At 44.6% G+C, this 17,274-nt stretch carries 11 protein-coding genes; 2 read left to right on the plus strand and 9 right to left on the minus strand.

Features of this window, described 5'->3' with window-relative positions; translation table 11 throughout:
* Positions 1-467 precede the first annotated feature (467 nt).
* The 3 genes from CXK86_RS13495 to CXK86_RS13505 form a co-directional block, all read right to left on the minus strand.
* Entirely contained in the window at positions 468-1,430 is a 963-nt protein-coding gene (locus CXK86_RS13495) for an ABC transporter substrate-binding protein (protein WP_256719994.1), read from the minus strand.
* 71 nt (positions 1,431-1,501) lie between these two features.
* On the minus strand, positions 1,502-3,253 hold the full coding sequence (locus tag CXK86_RS13500) for an ABC transporter ATP-binding protein (RefSeq protein WP_076250474.1): 1,752 nt from the start codon (positions 3,251-3,253) through the stop codon (positions 1,502-1,504).
* A complete protein-coding gene (locus CXK86_RS13505) occupies positions 3,250-5,049 on the minus strand; it encodes an ABC transporter ATP-binding protein (RefSeq protein WP_076250472.1) in 1,800 nt (599 codons plus the stop codon). Before CXK86_RS13505 ends, CXK86_RS13500 begins: the two co-directional genes overlap by 4 nt.
* A 431-nt stretch (positions 5,050-5,480) precedes the next feature.
* Here CXK86_RS13505 and CXK86_RS13510 point away from each other — a divergent pair, with 431 nt between their 5' ends.
* Together CXK86_RS13510 and CXK86_RS13515 are read left to right on the plus strand one after the other, a co-directional pair.
* Complete coding sequence (locus tag CXK86_RS13510) at positions 5,481-6,038, plus strand: helix-turn-helix domain-containing protein (RefSeq protein ID WP_076250470.1); 558 nt, start codon at positions 5,481-5,483, stop codon at positions 6,036-6,038.
* 54 nt (positions 6,039-6,092) lie between these two features.
* Complete coding sequence (locus CXK86_RS13515) at positions 6,093-6,566, plus strand: YbaK/EbsC family protein (protein WP_076250468.1); 474 nt, start codon at positions 6,093-6,095, stop codon at positions 6,564-6,566.
* Between the two features lie 154 nt (positions 6,567-6,720).
* Here CXK86_RS13515 and CXK86_RS13520 read toward each other — a convergent pair whose 3' ends face one another.
* The 6 genes from CXK86_RS13520 to CXK86_RS13545 all read right to left on the minus strand — a co-directional run bounded on the left by CXK86_RS13520 (position 6,721) and on the right by CXK86_RS13545 (position 17,269).
* Positions 6,721-9,228, minus strand: a complete 2,508-nt coding sequence (locus CXK86_RS13520) for a WG repeat-containing protein (protein ID WP_076250465.1) — start codon at positions 9,226-9,228, stop codon at positions 6,721-6,723.
* 173 nt (positions 9,229-9,401) lie between these two features.
* Complete coding sequence (locus CXK86_RS13525) at positions 9,402-10,817, minus strand: DUF4179 domain-containing protein (RefSeq protein WP_076250463.1); 1,416 nt, start codon at positions 10,815-10,817, stop codon at positions 9,402-9,404.
* 13 nt (positions 10,818-10,830) lie between these two features.
* The gene (locus CXK86_RS13530; RefSeq protein WP_076250461.1) at positions 10,831-11,373 is read right to left on the minus strand and encodes a sigma-70 family RNA polymerase sigma factor; all 543 of its coding nucleotides are present in this window, start codon (positions 11,371-11,373) and stop codon (positions 10,831-10,833) included.
* A 236-nt stretch (positions 11,374-11,609) separates the two neighbouring features.
* Positions 11,610-11,888 (minus strand): hypothetical protein, encoded by a 279-nt coding sequence (locus CXK86_RS13535; RefSeq protein ID WP_076250459.1) that lies wholly within the window; start codon positions 11,886-11,888, stop codon positions 11,610-11,612.
* Positions 11,875-13,611: a hypothetical protein gene (locus CXK86_RS13540; protein ID WP_180361758.1), complete on the minus strand. Its 1,737-nt coding sequence runs from the start codon at positions 13,609-13,611 to the stop codon at positions 11,875-11,877. The genes CXK86_RS13535 and CXK86_RS13540 overlap by 14 nt, the downstream gene beginning before the upstream one ends.
* Positions 13,612-13,711: 100 nt before the next feature.
* The gene (locus CXK86_RS13545) at positions 13,712-17,269 is read right to left on the minus strand and encodes a DUF4132 domain-containing protein (RefSeq protein WP_076250455.1); all 3,558 of its coding nucleotides are present in this window, start codon (positions 17,267-17,269) and stop codon (positions 13,712-13,714) included.
* Positions 17,270-17,274: the final 5 nt, after the last annotated feature.

Consider the following 17,274-nt stretch of genomic DNA (forward strand, 5'->3'; position numbering starts at 1 on the left):
CAAAAACCCACAGCCCGCCCCATCCAAACCCAACCATATAGATGAAAGTTCTCACCATAGGAAAACGTACATATTTCCGCAGCAGCCATGAGATCGGGCTAATAATAACAACATAAAAAGCGACTAAATAGTGACCGAATCCCAGGATAAGCGAAAGAATATATATTACTCCCCCTGCATTGCGTAAGCCGTAATACTCTGTCGTTGTAATATGGTACCCTTCAACCCTTTCAAGAACGAGATATGCAGTCAAGCTTATACCTATAAATATAAGTCCTAATACCATGTACCGTTGAACCGCGTTCACCAACATCAGATCACCCCAATGTCTAAACGCAGCCAGAACCGCTCAAGTTACATGATTTCGAACAAAATACACAATTCCACAATTACATAGGCGTTATTAGGTTCTGTTAAATGTTAAATTTAATCTATCGTTTCAATGGCTCTAATCCAACGACTACTTCTTACTTCTGACCTTCCAGAATCATCGTACCCAAACGGTCCATAAGCTCCATTCTCCCCATCGCTGTGTACGAATAATTATAATTATCGACATTAGAGATTTTATAGATCTTTTCATTCTTCACTGCGTTCATGTTATTCCACACCTTACTATCGACCATCTTGTTCTCACTATTCTCCATCAATAACAGACGATCCGGATTAACGGTAGCCAGAGCCTCCAGTGCGATCTGTTTACCGCCCCAGCCCTCTGGATCAGGGATACCCTCTGTGCGCTTCTGGCCCCATTCACCGTATAACATCTCAGCTGCCCCTTTATTGGAATAGATGACCAGGTTGTTTGGATATGTCTCAATTACGGCAAAGGATTCACCATGTACAGCCGCCTCCAGCTTTTGTTTCCACTCTGCAGATTTCGCATCATACTTGGCCAGATATTCATCTTTCTTGCTTTCTTCTCCAAACGTATCTGCCAAGAATGTCAGGCGTTCTCTCCAATCATAGTAAGAGTAAGGCAATGCAATTGTAGGTGCAATTTTAGATAAAGTTTCATATTGATCCGTGTTAAAATCCTTTCCCAGAATAATCAGGTCCGGATTAGCACCCGCTATAGCTTCAATGCTGAACGGTGAACCATACCAGCCCAGATTAACGGTATCTGCACTCAGTTGATCCTTAATGGTTGGAGTGATTTCCTCCGGGTTACCGTAATCCGCACTCATCGTTGCAACAGGTGTTTTCCCAATGATCAATAGCTCTTCTGTAGAACCGGATAGATCAACAATACGTTCTGGATTCAAAGGGATCGTAATTTCTTCTCCATTCGGGTTGGTAATCATTTTGGTCGTTGCTTGTGTGGTTCCCTCTGAGGAGCTCGCCACTTCATTGGTGGTCTGGGTCGTTCCACAGGCCGCCAAGGTGAGCATACAGCATAGTGCAATCCATACAGGAATTCGTTTAAACATCGTCGTCATTCTCCTTTTATGTCAGTTCAAGAGCTACATCAGGCTTATTTACTTCATTAATCTCATCGAACTCATGATCCGTTCAATTTTACATGCCAGCCTTCTGCATCCTGTTGTAATTGCCACAACCGAGCGTAGATGCCTGAGTGATCTAACAAATGCGCATGCGTTCCTTGCTCTACGAGCTGACCTTGGTCCAATACAAAGATCTGATCGGCATTCTGAATGGTCTTTAATCGGTGCGCAATCAAAATAACCGTCTTGTCCGCGACCAATTCATTAATCGCTTGCTGCACGGCGGCTTCGTTCTCCGGATCAAGTGAAGCTGTAGCTTCATCGAGCAATACGATTGATGCATTTTTCAACAAGGCACGTGCAATGGAAATCCGTTGCTTCTCCCCACCAGATAACGTCGATCCACCCTCGCCAACGAGCGTATCGTACCCTCGAGGCAGACTGGAGATAAACTCATGACAACAAGCTCTGCGTGCTGCTTCCTCAATCTCGAATTGCGAAGCGTCTTTCTTTCCTACACGAATGTTGTTGCCGATCGTATCCTGGAACAGATACACGTCCTGGAAGACCACAGAGATATCCTGCAACAGCTTCTCGGGGTTCATCTGATCAACGGGTCTGCCACCAATGCGAATGGTTCCTTGCTGTACATCCCAGAAGCGGGCAATGAGACGTGTGACTGTACTCTTACCACTACCGGATGGGCCAACCAAGGCAGTAATGGTATGCGGCTCAATCGTAAAGGACAAGTCTTTCAACACAGGCTGCTGGTCATCATATCCAAAGGTCACCCGGTCGAATGAAATCGCCTGATTGGGCTGTACATCTCCCGTTCCTGCCATCGGGGCCTCCTGCTGCACATCCATAATGCGTCTTGCACTATATGCAGAGTACCGCATCTCCCCATAACTCATCAGTACAACCGTTAACGGTTCGAATACCTTTGTACCTACCAGCAAAAATAACAGAAATACCGGTAGGGACAACTCACCACCAGCAAGCAAATAACTGCCCACTAGAATCATCCACGTCATCCCTGATCGTGCAAGCAACATCGCGCCCATGATCATCGGTCCCATAATACCTTCTAACCGAATGGAAGCTGATTTCAATTCGTCAAAAGAACGACGCAGCCGTTCAAAACGTTTGCCCCCCATATTGTGGGCCTTAATCTCACGAATACCGCTCAGATACTCCTGCAGCCGATTGGCGGCTTCGTTTTTGGCTCGAACATGGTTCTCACTCAGTCGTGCCTGAATCGAATCCGTAAGCCATAACAGAGCCACACCTAAGGGAACCGCAACAAACATGGCTACGGCCATTCTCCAATCCACCAACAGAAGTCCGCCAAAAGCAAGTACCGGAAGCACAATCGCGCTGATCAGCTGCGACAGATTGTGAGAGATCGTATGCTCGACCTGACCATAATCACTCAGGATCAGGTTCGTCAGATCCCCAGGATCACGTTTTCCGAAGAATCCCAGCGACAGATGGCGAATATGTTCGGCCAGCTTTAACCTTCCTGAGGCCGCGAGGCTGTATGCTGCCCGATAGGTCTTGTCATAGAGCGAAGCATAAGCCACATACTCCACCAGAAGCCAGGCAAACAGGATGCAGCATACAACCCACATTCGGTTGATATCCAGTCCTTTGTCTGGTTCAGCGAAAGACTTATAGATCGTATTGAATATATCCACAAGCAGCACCGCAGGAACAATCTTTGCAATCCCGTCCAGAATCGCTGCAATTACCGAAGGTAGCAGACTACGCGGGTTACCCCCAGATATATTGTATAAATAATTCTTCATCGTCCTGCACCTCCAAGCTTCCAGGAAGCCGCACTGATATGGGCCTGCCACATGTGCTCATATACTCCGCCTAATGCACGCAATTGATCATGTGTCCCACGCTCAGCAATTGTCCCTTGCCGGATCACAAGAATTTGCTCTGCTGCACGAATCGTTGTTAGACGATGAGCAATAATCAGTACCGTTTTGCCTTGAACCAATTGGGCCAGACCTTGCTGTATCTTGTGCTCATTCTCTGCATCCGCGTAGGCCGTCGCTTCATCCAAGACCAGAATGGGAGCATTTTTAAGCAGTGCTCGTGCAATTGCAATTCGCTGTGCTTCACCGCCAGATAGATACGTACCGCCTTCTCCGATTTTGGTGTCATATCCGGCATCCAGTTTCTCAATGAATTCATGACAGCAAGCAGTTTGAGCCGCAGCTATAACGTCCTGTCGTGAAGCTGATGTATTGCCCATCCGAATATTTTCTTCAATTGTATCGTAGAACAGATGTACATCCTGAAATACAAAGGACACGGTATCCATCAGTTTCTCCGTACCCATCTCCTGAATCGGAATTCCACCAATCGTAATCTCACCTTCCTGTACATCCCAGAAACGAAGCAATAGATTCGCAATGGTGGACTTTCCTCCACCAGAAGGTCCGACAAGTGCGGTCATCTCTCCTGCGTTGGCTACAAAATCAACCTGATCAAGTACAGGTTTATATGCTTCGCTCTCCTTACGTTCATAAGCAAAAGATACCTGACGAAAGGCAACCTCATATGTATCCGGAACTTTGGGCAACTCAGGTTCTTGTACAACCGACTCGGCAAACACCGATTCTATCCGTTTCTGTCCTTCCACAATCTCTCGCATCCCACTACCCAGATACATCAACTTCAATAACGGAGCAGATAGACTCGGGGTAATGATTAGAAACAGAATAAACGTGATCGCAAACGACTGATTGCCTGCATTTCCACTCGACAGCAGAATACCCAACGGAACGATGAAGGTAAATAACGAGATCATGATTACAAAAAACAGCCCGTAGGATGTTTTACACAAATCAGTTATTTTCAACGAAATATCCCGGTACCGCGTCACCGCCTGTTTAAACGTTAGAAACGAATCAGCTGTAATGCCAAATACTTTCACCGCCGGCATACCTCTCACGTATTCAACACCCGTCGCATTCATCTCTTCGATGGCAAGTTGAAAATCACGATAAGCCTGACGGCCTTTTTCGCTGCGGAAAAGGCGACTTTGGAGCCAGAACCCTATTCCAATCGGAACCAAAAGCGTCAGCGCCATGCGATAATCGAGCCAGAACATATATCCCAAGAGCATCAGTGGAATAACGATCGCACTTACCAGGTCCGGCAACTGATGGGCGATAAATTTCTCGATTTTCTCCACACTGACTTCGATGATCTTCTTCAGCTCACCGGTTGCCGTCCGGGTGTGATACCCCATGGGTACTTTGGCAACATGCTCCGCAAGTCTCACTCTGAGCTGGTACAAAATGTTGAACGCAGCAATGTGTGAGCACATCCCCCCGATATAGAGCGCAACAAGCCCTGCAATGAGGGCTACGAATGCGACGATCCCCCAATAGATCAACAAATCTTTGTCCATGGCAGAGGGTTGCCCCGCATGCGTTAGCAGTTCCTCGACGATCTTATACACTCCGACAAAAGGAACAATCTGCAACAGACTCGACAGGGTCGAGAAGATACTTGCTGTAATCAGCAGACCTTTGCGCTCCTTCGTTACTTGCATTAGTCCCGACACTTCAGATGTGTTGTTCATCTCACCCCTCCTGATATTAATAATCATTCTCAATATAGCTCAGTGCTATATACGCACATTAATATCTCATAGAGCCCTGAATGATCACTACCTCTTCACGGAGCAATAATACCTCATCACGGATTATTGTTGTCTCACAGCATCTTATAAGCCCTATTGGACATATGACCTCGTCGCGTAACTTGAGAATGACTGGTGAAGTATTTACATTCTCGCCAAGCAAAGAAAATTGTTGTTGGAGAAAGTTTTCGTTTTTGATTGTATAGATAAATATGACTTCTTTGATCTGTAACTCCCGTAATATTTTCCATTTCGTATGGATAAATATGTGAAGGAGTTACTTACATCATTTAACTGCCGCCTATTGAACTCAACTATAAGTATGTTATATTAAATTTTATAATGCTATAACAGACAAAAGGAGTGATGCAATGCAATCGCCAGTATTAACTATTGGAGAACGGTTAAAAGAAATACGAGCAACGAGAAATCTTACACTTGAAGATGTTTCTAAACTTACTGATGTAAGTAAGCCTATGCTTGGACAGATTGAAAGAGGACAGTCTTCACCAACGATTACAACTCTTTGGAAAATCGCAGTCGGCTTAAAAGTTCCTTTATCTTTATTATTGGAAGAGCTAGAAGATGAGTGCAGTGCGGTTGATATACGGTCCAAAGACGCTATCATTGAAAATGATGGAAAAATGAGAGCATTTCCTGTTTTTCCTTTTGACCCTACACGTAACGTTGAAATATTCTATATCGAATTTGATCCTGGGTGCCACCATCCATCTGAAAGGCACCTTGAAGGTGTGGAAGAATATGTTTTTGTGCTACAAGGTATGTTAGAGCTGGTAGTCAACACAAAAAAAATTGTTTTAAAAGAAAATCAAGCACTCCGCTTTCGTGCTAATGTTTTTCATTCCTATAATAATCCCTATCAAGAACCATGTGTCATTTACAACATGATTTTTTACCCAAGAACATAGGCAAGTTTCATCTATGATCTTCTAGAAAATATTTTAAAATGAGGTGTGATGATTATGGCAATTGAAAAAGTAAAAGATTTTTTTAAACAATATGGTATGGATTCTGAAATTATCGAATTTGAAGTATCTAGTGCAACCGTGGATTTGGCTGCAACTGCATTAGATTGTGAGCCAGAGAGAATCGCAAAAACACTTTCTTTTATGGTGAATGGACAAGCTGTTTTAGTAGTAGCCGCCGGTGATGCAAAAGTGGATAACAAAAAATTCAAAGAGTATTTCAAAACAAAAGCAAAAATGCTTTCTCCTGATGAAGCCATTGATATGGTTGGTCATGCCATTGGAGGTGTTTGTCCATTTGCTATTAAAAATGAGGTTTCTGTTTGTCTAGACATATCTCTAAAACGTTTTGAGACAATCTATCCAGCTTGCGGGAGTAGCAATAGTGCTATTGAACTTACCATAAAACAATTAGAAAAATACTCTAGTTATTCAGAGTGGATTGATGTATGTAAAGGATGGAATGATTGATTTATAGTAGTTCTATATGGGGTAGCGCCAACATTTTGACTGTTATATAAGCTAAGCATCAGCGGACATTTGCTTAAAGCAGGAAAAATTCGCTGTCTTTGCGCCTTAACGTCCCTAGCGTATATTTTCGTTAAAATGTTGGCTGTACCCTCAATCACTCATGGAAAGCTTTCCAGAACGAACCTTCTGTATTAATGATGTCCTTGATCTGGACAAAAGGAATCGTAAACGTTGGAAACCCTGCCGCATAGGGAGCGATGTCATATGGATTGAAGTAGAGATGTAGAGCATCCGCTGTGACAAAAAACGGCTGATCCGCACTAATCCCCGTATAGGTGTCCGGAAACACATACGAGTATTGAGGATCATTTTTGATCTGATCCCCCACAATCTGGCTCAACACTTTTACATAGTCACTATTCGGTTTAAATAAATCCTTCAACTCATACAACTGACCATTCGTCAGATTAATGATTGCATAGATCATCGTAGGCATACCATGCGCTGCACCAGCCGGGTAGTTATAACCTGTGAGTTGCAGTTGTAGCAATTGCTGCTGATAAAACGTTATATCAAAATCACCTGTATACGTATAATCCAGCTGCTGATCGGCAGGGATCGGTTTAACTTGGGAGAGTTGCTTCAACTTGGCATTCAGCGCAATTTGCTCCGCTTGGTTCGTTAATCCCTCCACCTGCGGATAATATACGAGATAGTCCCTGTTCGGCTTATATTTCTCTTCGCGTACACGGTACGGCGGATGAAGTGGAACGATTGTATTTTGCCGCCAGATGATCTGTCCGGCCCGGTTCACATACGATAAGCGCTGGTCTACATAGGCCTTAATCAGATCTGGTGCCACGACCTCCAGCGTACCCGAACCTTCTACATGTGGATACCCAGCGGCAGGTCTTCCACTCAGATCCAGCAGATAGGTTTGTCTGCCATCCGATGCGGAAGCAAGGCCATTTTTGTAATTGCCTACTTCGCGATATAGGAACTCCGTAAGTCTTCTGCCATTGGTATCTGCAATCGCGTATACAGAGCCAATATACGGCTGCTCCGGATTAATTGCTTGCCCTAGCGCATAACGATGCTCGCCTAGTTCGCGGATGTCATTATAGGCGGGTTGAATGATAAACGATCCCTCCGTATTAATAACACCGTAGATCGATTTGTAGTCCTCTGCTGTATTAACGATCGCTTGCCCGTTGTTAAAAGGAAATGCCGATGAAAATTTGGGCTGAATACGAATATTACCCCGTTCGTCGATGTACCCATATTTGCCCGAGCCCTCTTTTTGAAAAGCGAGCAGTCCATCCCCTAGTGGTCCCACATAGGCATATGGATACGTTGCGAGCCGATGTCCATTGCGATTAATGAGTGCATATTCATTGTCCTTAATCTGCACAACCGCTTTACCATCTTGAAAATCATTCGCAGAAGCGAACTGTGCAGGTATCACCTCATTGCCCGACGCATCCAAATAACCATACCGACTCACCGATCCATCTGCCTGACCAGGATTAGAATCGTAAAATAACGCTCGACCGTCGTTCATATTTGAGATATACGGGTACGCCCGTTTGGTCAGGACTGTACCTTGTTCATTAATCATCTTAAATCCTTGAGAATCAATTGTTATCGCCCGTTCTTCGGAAAAGGAATTGATGGAATCGTATACAGGTTGAACGACATACTGCCCCTGAAGATTAATAACGCCGGCACGACCGTCCTTCACAACCACAGCCAATCCATTCGGCTGAAACTCTTGCGCGTCATCCAGAACCGGCTCAAGCCGAATGTGGCCTTGGGAATCCATATACCCCGAACGCGTCCCACTTGTGGTTCGAACGGAGACTGGATATAACCATGTCGTTACCCGGGCATGGCTTATAGGGACCATCGCCTGCTTAATTTTCTTTTCCAGCTCTTGTAGTACCTCTCTGGAAGGATACGCTTCCGGGAAGCTGAGTGCCTTCTGAACTGAAGCGAGAGCTGCCGGATACTGGCCCGCGTGGTACTGAGCATCCGCAAGGTAATACCAGTAAAAGATATAATCAGGATATTGCTGGGTTAGTTTCTCGTAATATTGCACCACTTTTGGATAATAGGTTGCATATACGTCCGGTGCAGGAACCCATTTCCCATTCTGCCATCGGATAATCTCCACACGATAGGCTTCACCTGTGTCATGTATCCAGAGTGCAATCTCCACTTTCCCATCTCGACCATGCGGACCAGGCATATCTATAATCTCTGCATAGCTATAGTATAGATCGTCAGGCGCCAGATCTTTGAGCCCTGATTCGGTCCACTCATATACGGCAAGCTTAGACCAAATAGAACCAATCCGCCAACCGATAATGAGATTGTTCCTTGCCGTTGAAGTTACAGGGGCTGCAGTCATTAAAGTCACCCCATACCCCAATCCCTTAATTAGTGCCATCTTGATCCAATGTCCTTGAACAAATTTCAGAATGAGCAAATACAGCTCACCATTCATCTGATAGACTGCAGCAATCTCCGGCATACCGTCACCGGTAAGATCGGCCGCATAGATCGCTGGATGTTGAACAGGTTTATCAATAGTGACGACCGTTGCGCCAGCCGGAATGTGTTGATTCACAATTTGCGTTAACAGCGGTTCGCTCATGGACATCTCAGTTTCCTCCCTTATGACCGCATTCGCCTAATGGTATGCGTCATAAATCGGGATATGACATGTAATTCATTTTATATAAGTAGAACTAAAGAATATTCTCACTTACCACTCCGATAACAGAACAACCTTCTGATTGCACTTATCCCCAGATTTTTAATTCACTTTTCATATTATCTATCTTGCAAAGTTACTTTCTCTCCATTGATTAGCAGGTAGCTCACATCATTCACCGGAATGGTCTTAGGGGATATCCACTTAATGAGATCCTGATCCAGCTGGAGGAAACCGGATGCGCCAGTCAACTTTGTACCATCCTTCAGGTGCACTTCAATACTCAGATCCTCCATCCGAATCATACTCAGTGCCTCACCTGTAAGTGTGACACCAACCGGGGAAAGAGTAACATTTGCCTGTAAGCCTCCATTTGTATCAAGCTGAATGTTTCCTGTTTTACTCAAAGCATTTTGACTCAAGTTAAAGGTCGTTTTCCAATTTCCCTGCACAACTTCACTTATGCTCGTAAAGCTGCCTTGAATTCTCAGCTTATCTAAATTGTCAACAGCAGACAGATCATACACAAACTCCTCATAATCTCCTCCATACCCGACCCCATCTTTCATATAATGTCCATAGCTAATGGAATATTGGGGAATATCGAGCTTTTGACCTTGCTCATCCGTGAAGTAGAAATATCCATGATTATACTCGCCTATCTCATTATTCGGATTAATCTGAATGTGTAACTTGCCCTCCACAAAACCTATATTGGAAATATGCATCCAATCAATACCGGAAACGGGGACATTCGTTACATCCTGATGCAGTACCGGAATTGGATCATTTTCCAATTGAAAATCGGTTTTACCTCCCAAGCCACTTATACGATCTTGATCCACGATATCATAGTTATTGTTTTGCTTTTCTTGTAACAACTGCTCCCAGTCCACTTGTACGTTGTAACCATCTTGTCGAGATGCACCTGACATCAGCGTATTAATCTGAACGGTAATCCGATTTTTGCTGACTTTTCCTTGAATGAGGAATCGGACAATAGCCGTTTTGTTCGCATCATCATAATGAATAATCTGAGCGTTGTTTGCATTACCTCCGGTTACTCTGTAATCATATACATCCAGTGTATCGTCAATGCGATGACCCGTCAGATCCGATAATGAAACATAGATTTCCGTTGTATCTCCGTCCCTGACAGCACCTATAACCTCCATTCGAATCCCTTGATCTTCACTCACCTGATGAACAGGCTGAAGAATGCCAATCCGATCTGCACCTAGAAAATGAAGAATAGAAGGCAGGTCAATGATGCCCACCGATGCAGCTGCACCTGTAACAAGACATAACGATAACGCAGCGGTTACAGGAATATAGATGGCTTTGCGATACTTTTTTCTTTTATTCATGGACTTCTTGGTCTGTGCGGATGGATCGGATGGATATAATACAGGTGGATAAAATGATGAATCTGATCTCGTAACGGTTGGTGGTTCATTCATCGCCATTTTATCATAGAACAACTTTTTAATATTAAAGAGGTTCTGCTCAGTGAATTCTTTTTCGGATTTTCGCATTTGATCGCCTCCTTTATTTCCTGTTCATCCACCATGTCCTCAATCGTTGCCTGGAGCGATAAAGCTTGTTATGGACTTGCCTAACGTGTAGGGACAATGCTTCCGATATCTCATGGGGTCTCTGTCCTTCATAAAACCGACGTTTCATAATCTCCCGTTCCGGTTCTGGAAAAGATTCAATCATTTGATTAAGTTCCGTATACGTCTCTTTACTGATCATCTGAACCAACAAATCATCCGTTTGCACCGAATGAATCTCCTCTTCATATGTAAGCTCAGTTCTTCGATTAAATTTCCGGTAGCGATCAATCGCTTTATGTTTTGTGATTGTTGCAAGGTAATTTTTCAGGCTACTTCGCCCAGACTGGAATGCATCCGGATTCTGCCAAAAAGCAAAAAATGTATCTGCTACGCATTCTTCAATCTCTTCTGTCGATGCATGATGTAGGATGGAATGAGCAATCTTCCATAACAAACCTGCGTAGTGGTTCATCACCCATTCCATGGCTTCAGGATCACGATTCGCTACTGCCTTCCGTATCTGTTCTTCTTCCACGATTAGATGTCCCCTCCCTTCCATGCTCATATGATCACGAGTGCTCGTGTTGATCCGTGCTTCCTACCTATATTCGTTTGGCAAATGACTTTTACTTACTCCACGATAAAAAAAGATTTGCAGTGACCTTGTGGTCTTCTACAAATCTTTTTTTATCCTATAATACATCTTGTAATACATCTTGTTTATTACATCATATCGCTCTCATGGGTCTTCGCTTGGAATACTAACCAATATTACGCCTCTTCTTGCACACTCAATTGTACATATTGGGTGAGACGACAATACTGAAATAACAGCAACTCTTCATTACCTTGTCCAAGAGCCACGCTACGCCCTTCCTTGATGAGGTGATTCAACAACTCATGCAGGAAACTCATCTGCAACCGCAAGGATTCCGCTGCGAGCTGCTCAAGTACCTCAATATCTCGGATCGTAAACTGAGATAACCCGCGCAGCAGCAACTCTTCTGACCAGCCGTTAATTCTCTGCATGAACTGATTATATTCTTCCAAGTCTGCCCATCCTCCCATTACCGATATCCAGTTTCAGACTGAGCACCGTTTTGCCCTTCAGGAAACTGATTGGGCTAATCCGTTTTGGTTCCACACGCACAAAGGCATAGAAGTGTTCAAGCGATTGGGAACCATATCCTGACTCCAGTCTTTGGATCATCGCCTGCCAGTCAGATGAATACGGGAGAGTGAGTGCCAGTCTTTCCCCTTCGGTATTCTCAACCGTCAGGACAAGCTCCTGCGTTTGTTTGACAAAGTTATGGTCCACGATTCGAGCAACTTTGATTACAGCCAATCGTTCTTTGGGAGCAGCAAACAAGTCGAACGACCGCGATTCCTCTTGAAGTACAGTCGTTACATCTTGCATGGTTTTGCCCAGATTCAACGTTTCCACACCCGTTCGTGGCAAAATCGCAAGCTTGGCACCTTCCCCGGAAGAGATCCGGCGTTCTTCATTCACTTTAACTGAATGGAATTGAACTTCTTCACCGACGAACTGGCGAAAGGTCAGATTAGGTAGCCATGGTGTGAATGCACCATAATGCTCTGTATACGAGAACTGCTGATCATCATAATATACAGCACGTACATCGCTATAGGTGTAGATTTCCTCATCATCGAAACAATAGAAATAATAGGTGATTCCACGGAAACCGGATCGTGTCTCCCACGCGTCAGCTCCCAGTCCATACAGATGAAGTGAAGGCACCGTATAGTATTTACTTCGAAAACTGCCAATGAGCTGACTCTGCTGAATGGCAGACACCTTTTCTTCTTCAAGAACCTGGAGTGCAAGATACAGCTTGCTTACCCGATCCAACATGGATTGCATGGAGAAACGTATATGTCTGTTGAAAAACAACTGTAGTTCTCCTTGAATCCCTCGTAAACTGCGTTCTATGTCAGGCAGGTTGCCACTATGAGCTGCAATTGCCAATGTCTCCAGTTGTGCCATATAGGACTGAGGAAGGCGGGCCAGTCCCGTCTTCAACAATCCTGCCAGCATAACCCGACATTCCTGCACTGTCTGAAGAGAGAACTTGGCCTCGTACACCCGTCCACTTAATGCATCCCTATCATCCAGACCTTTAAAGTTCCGGTACCGTAACAAAGCTTCAAGCTTGGCCATTTTTCCGGCTGTCTGCTTCACCTTACATAGTGCTTTTGCAAGGTTCGGTTCCTCCGTAAAAGACACCTCGATATTCTGGGTGGTCAGATGAACCGTAAGAAGTGAATCTTCAATGATCTTAATTTCCTCTGGGTATCTCAGTCGGAAAACAACTTCCTCAATCATGGAAGAACTATACGATTTAATTAACACGGTAAGGTCAGACTCCGTCATCCAGCGGAAGCGAGACTCGATCTCACGTGATACTGTATGCGGAATTTCGCTTGGATCGTCCACATTTGATACTAAGTTTGATGCTGATTCTGTTACTGATACGTTTTTTGGTACGTCCAACGGATCATTATCCGATATCCCTGAGTCCTTATCCAGCGCATGCTTCTCGTCTGCATTCATTGAATCCTCTGCCGTATATTCCCGTTGATCATACAGAATTGCAATAAGCACATGCTTGCAGATATGATCGGCCGGGCAGGAGCATTCCCAATGATCCAGCGTATTTTCAAGCGTACATTGTGTCCCGTCACTGAGCTGACAACTCACAGATGATGCATTCCATGTGTACGTTACACTTACACCATTGTCCAACTCTTTCAAAGACCTTTTGTACAACCCCTTGTTGGCATACCGAATCAAATAATCCTCCGTACACAGCTTCGAAAAAATCCGGAATTTTTCCTTGAATCCATTCACGTCATCAACGCCCCGTTGCTCTCAGAATGTCGTAGATCGTTTCACTGAACACGCGACCTGGAACGTTGCCTAGAGCAATGGATTTGTTGTCACCATAGTAATAATATTGCTTGTTATTCGGTTTGAAGAAATGAAGGGATTCCAGGGTAATGTCATCCAATCCCTCGTAATACGTGATGCTCGTACCACTGAACTGCAATTCCGCAACAAGATCTCCGTACTCTTTATAAAATTCATGATACCAGCCGCCGTCCTGAGCCGGTCCTTTGATCCAGCCGTATTTCTCCAGTGCTTTGGGGAAAGCCGTTGGTGAGAAATCAGACTCGGGCAGTTGATCGTATTCATTCTTCGTTTTATCCTCATCTTCTGGCTGGTGAATCTCACGATTCAATTGCTCGAATGGCTGCTTGATCTCGTAATCCTCCAACTGCGTTGTCCAACCTTCAAGCGTTGCCTGATCCAGTTCCAACGGGTGTATAAGTCCCACTTGCGCATCCGAAGGCAGATCGACCTCATCTTCATCCACAGAATTGAAGGTGCCGTCCTCCATATAACGGAAGGTGCTGATCAGAGCGCCATCCTCATACGTTCCCCAGATCAGACCAACAGCAAATTTTTGCATGATTACATTTTGTACAAACAATGCTTTCCACTCATCGGCAGACCACAGACGTTGCTTGGACAATGACTCTTCCAGACGCTGCGCCTGAATGTTAACCATGGATTTGAGATCTTTTTTCAGCTGTGTGAAACGTGCCTTGGACTGCGCTGCCAATTCAGGATCATCTTTCTGTGCAGGAGCAGGCAGACTCTTCACGGATTTGCCCGTTTCTTCATTTAAGACAACGACTTGTAAGTCTCCATTGACCTTAACCAGGAAGGAACGCTCTCCGTAACTCAGCTGCATGGTTCCTTTTTCATCAAAACCAAGTGTGGTGACCAGCCGATCCTCCAGTTGTTCCGAGGTAAGTCCCATATTATCGGCTGCAAGTTGCAATGCTTCTTCTGCTGCACCTTTCACCTGACGGTTCTTCACGCCACGTTTGATCTTGTCAATCGCCATAAGAGCGGATGGATCTTTCAGATAAGCGAGCACTTTTACAGCATCTGCTGCAATCGCGCCACGACTGTTTTCTGTCCATTCCTTAATTTGCGGAGCCAGAATATTCACAATGTGAATATCGCCAAAGAGTGCTGATACATACATCACCCATTTCTCTTTTGCAGGAGCACCTTCCTGAATCCAGACCTGGAGCAGTTCACTTGCAAAACGAGCGAGCGATGCCTCACTTACGTAATCTCGTAATTCATTCAACCGTTCATTAGGACCGGATGTATGATCCAATGATTGGACCAAAGCATACTGTTTAATCCGGTCATCTAAAGGCTGATTGTCTTCAATACGTATCAGTGAAGGGAGATCTTTCAAGGACAACCAGCTCAGTCTCGACAACTTTTTGGCATCCGCCTGATCAGCGAGTGCAGCATGGGCATACTCTGGACTTAGATCTGCGGTATCTAGCAGAATTTGGATCAAGCTCTTCCAATCGTCGGACTTCTCTTTCTTCAAAAGTTCACCGTACAGTTCCTTGCTGTTTTCCAGACTGCGGATTGCAGTCAGAGCCATTTCTTTGATCGCCACTTTTTTCTCCGAGAGGTATATGAGCGTATACAAGTCCTGATCAGGAATTCGGTTGAATTCCGCTAACGCCACGCCGTTGGCCTTTTTGGAAGAATCCTGCAATCCGGCACGAATCGCTTCGGCCAATATTTTCTTCGATAACTCATCACGCTGTTCAAAGGTAATCTCCAGAATTAAAATGCGTGTATCTGTTGGCAGTTTCTTGTACTGTGTCAGTGCATAGTCCAGATTCTGCTGAATGATTCGGCGGTATTCGTCATGCGGCATCGATTTGTATCTGTAGTCGGTCATGCCATTAAGTGAGATCAGGCTGGTTAGCAATTTCTCACGTTGCACCTCAGGGTCTTGCCCGTAACGTTGAAGCAGTTGCTCTCCACTAAAAGCGTATGAATTGTACATGTCCGAGATAATATCCAGTGTCCAATCGGGATGAGTGGTCAGGATTGCGAACCTGCGCATCGCCTCCGAATCCAAGGGCAGAAAACTAATACTAATGAGGTTGTGAACACGCTTCTTATCCCGATTCAGTTGATTAAACAACCCGCGACTATTTGGGTCCTCCCAATATTCCTCCAGGGTGTTTTCCCCACTTAAGTATCTTGCAATCGCAAGTCCTTGACGTCCCCCGTCCAAAGGATGCCGAAGAGCGTTAAATACCGCTTGCTCCAGTGACCCCTCCGCATTAGGCAATGTCAATCCTTGATCCTCCATGAATTTCTGAATGCAGAGTTTGAGGAATGGCGGTTTGATAATCTCGTATGCTCGAATCGCTTGTTCAGGACGATTCGCGATCGCGGATTGTAACATGTTCCAAGATACCGTGTACGAATTAAGCTCGTCCCGCAACATTTCAACCAACTGATAAGGTTCATCCAGAGGCACAAGTCCAGCAAGTAGATCATTTGGACTCTTGGCTCTAGGGTCCATACTCAGCAAGTAACGGCGAACTTCAAGTGGATAAATCTCATGTAATTGATGTACTGTGTGAAGCAAAACATGCCCAATCTCACTATTTGTATCAAGGAACCGTTGTTTACCTCCACTAATGTTAATCAGGTACAACAAGGCACCACTCACAAGTACCATTGTTTGATGGAATACTGTGTTTGAACATTGCTCTTTTGAAGAGAAAGACGTATTGGGATACAGTTCAGCTATGAGCTGACTACGCTTCTCCTTGAGGAATTCATCCTTCAATTCTTGGGAAGATCCGTTATGCTTTCCTTGAATATTACTGACCACTACAGGTTCAATCAACGTATGTAACTCGTCCCGCAACTTATCTGCATCATTAGCCATTACATGTTGAAACAACACTGGTAACGATTGAACAGAAGATTGAACCTCTGCAAGATGAGAAGCCGTGTCACTGAGTCTTGAATATAATTGCAGCAGCATTAATGCATTAATTACATCCCGGTAATCCCCTTGACTGTCCGCTTTTTTGGAATCAAAAAGCCACTGGGCACGCTTTAATTTACTCTTTAATTCAGTCAAAATTTCGTTCTCGCCTGCAAACTGTTTGATTTTCTCCAACCGAGACAACAATCCATCCATGCGATCAGCGCTTTTGCTCTTCCCGCTTAATCCATAAGCTTCGGAGTCATTTCCCATACAGACAGTAAAGGCATCCGTTCTCCATGAATTTCTTTTGGAATAATTGGATTCCAGATATATCACAATAGCCCCGGCACGGTAAAAGATATCTCCGTCGTCTTTTTTGGCAAGCTTCATGAGCAGATCAATCGTTTGATACACATAATGACTCGAATTTCCCAACATATCCGGGAACTTGTCTGTCGTTCCCAAGACGTAATCAATAATTTCGGAGCTTCGATCTGTTTTTAATGAATACTCGTTTGAACAAGTTACTGCGAATTTCTCCACCAAAGTTTCAACTGCGCGGTCTGCGGTAAGCATTACAC

Source organism: Paenibacillus sp. BGI2013, from assembly GCF_002843485.1.
GTDB lineage: Bacteria > Bacillota > Bacilli > Paenibacillales > Paenibacillaceae > Paenibacillus > Paenibacillus amylolyticus.

Bases quoted from the DNA above. Each gene is read 5' to 3' on its own strand.
- CXK86_RS13525 (WP_076250463.1), bottom strand. From the start codon at position 10,817: ATGCGAAAATCCGAAAAAGAATTCACTGAGCAGAACCTCTTTAATATT.
- CXK86_RS13500 (WP_076250474.1), bottom strand. From the start codon at position 3,253: ATGAAGAATTATTTATACAATATATCTGGGGGTAACCCGCGTAGTCTG.
- CXK86_RS13520 (WP_076250465.1), bottom strand. From the start codon at position 9,228: ATGTCCATGAGCGAACCGCTGTTAACGCAAATTGTGAATCAACACATT.
- CXK86_RS13510 (WP_076250470.1), top strand. From the start codon at position 5,481: ATGCAATCGCCAGTATTAACTATTGGAGAACGGTTAAAAGAAATACGA.
- CXK86_RS13505 (WP_076250472.1), bottom strand. From the start codon at position 5,049: ATGAACAACACATCTGAAGTGTCGGGACTAATGCAAGTAACGAAGGAG.
- CXK86_RS13545 (WP_076250455.1), bottom strand. From the start codon at position 17,269: ATGCTTACCGCAGACCGCGCAGTTGAAACTTTGGTGGAGAAATTCGCA.
- CXK86_RS13495 (WP_256719994.1), bottom strand. From the start codon at position 1,430: ATGTTTAAACGAATTCCTGTATGGATTGCACTATGCTGTATGCTCACC.
- CXK86_RS13515 (WP_076250468.1), top strand. From the start codon at position 6,093: ATGGCAATTGAAAAAGTAAAAGATTTTTTTAAACAATATGGTATGGAT.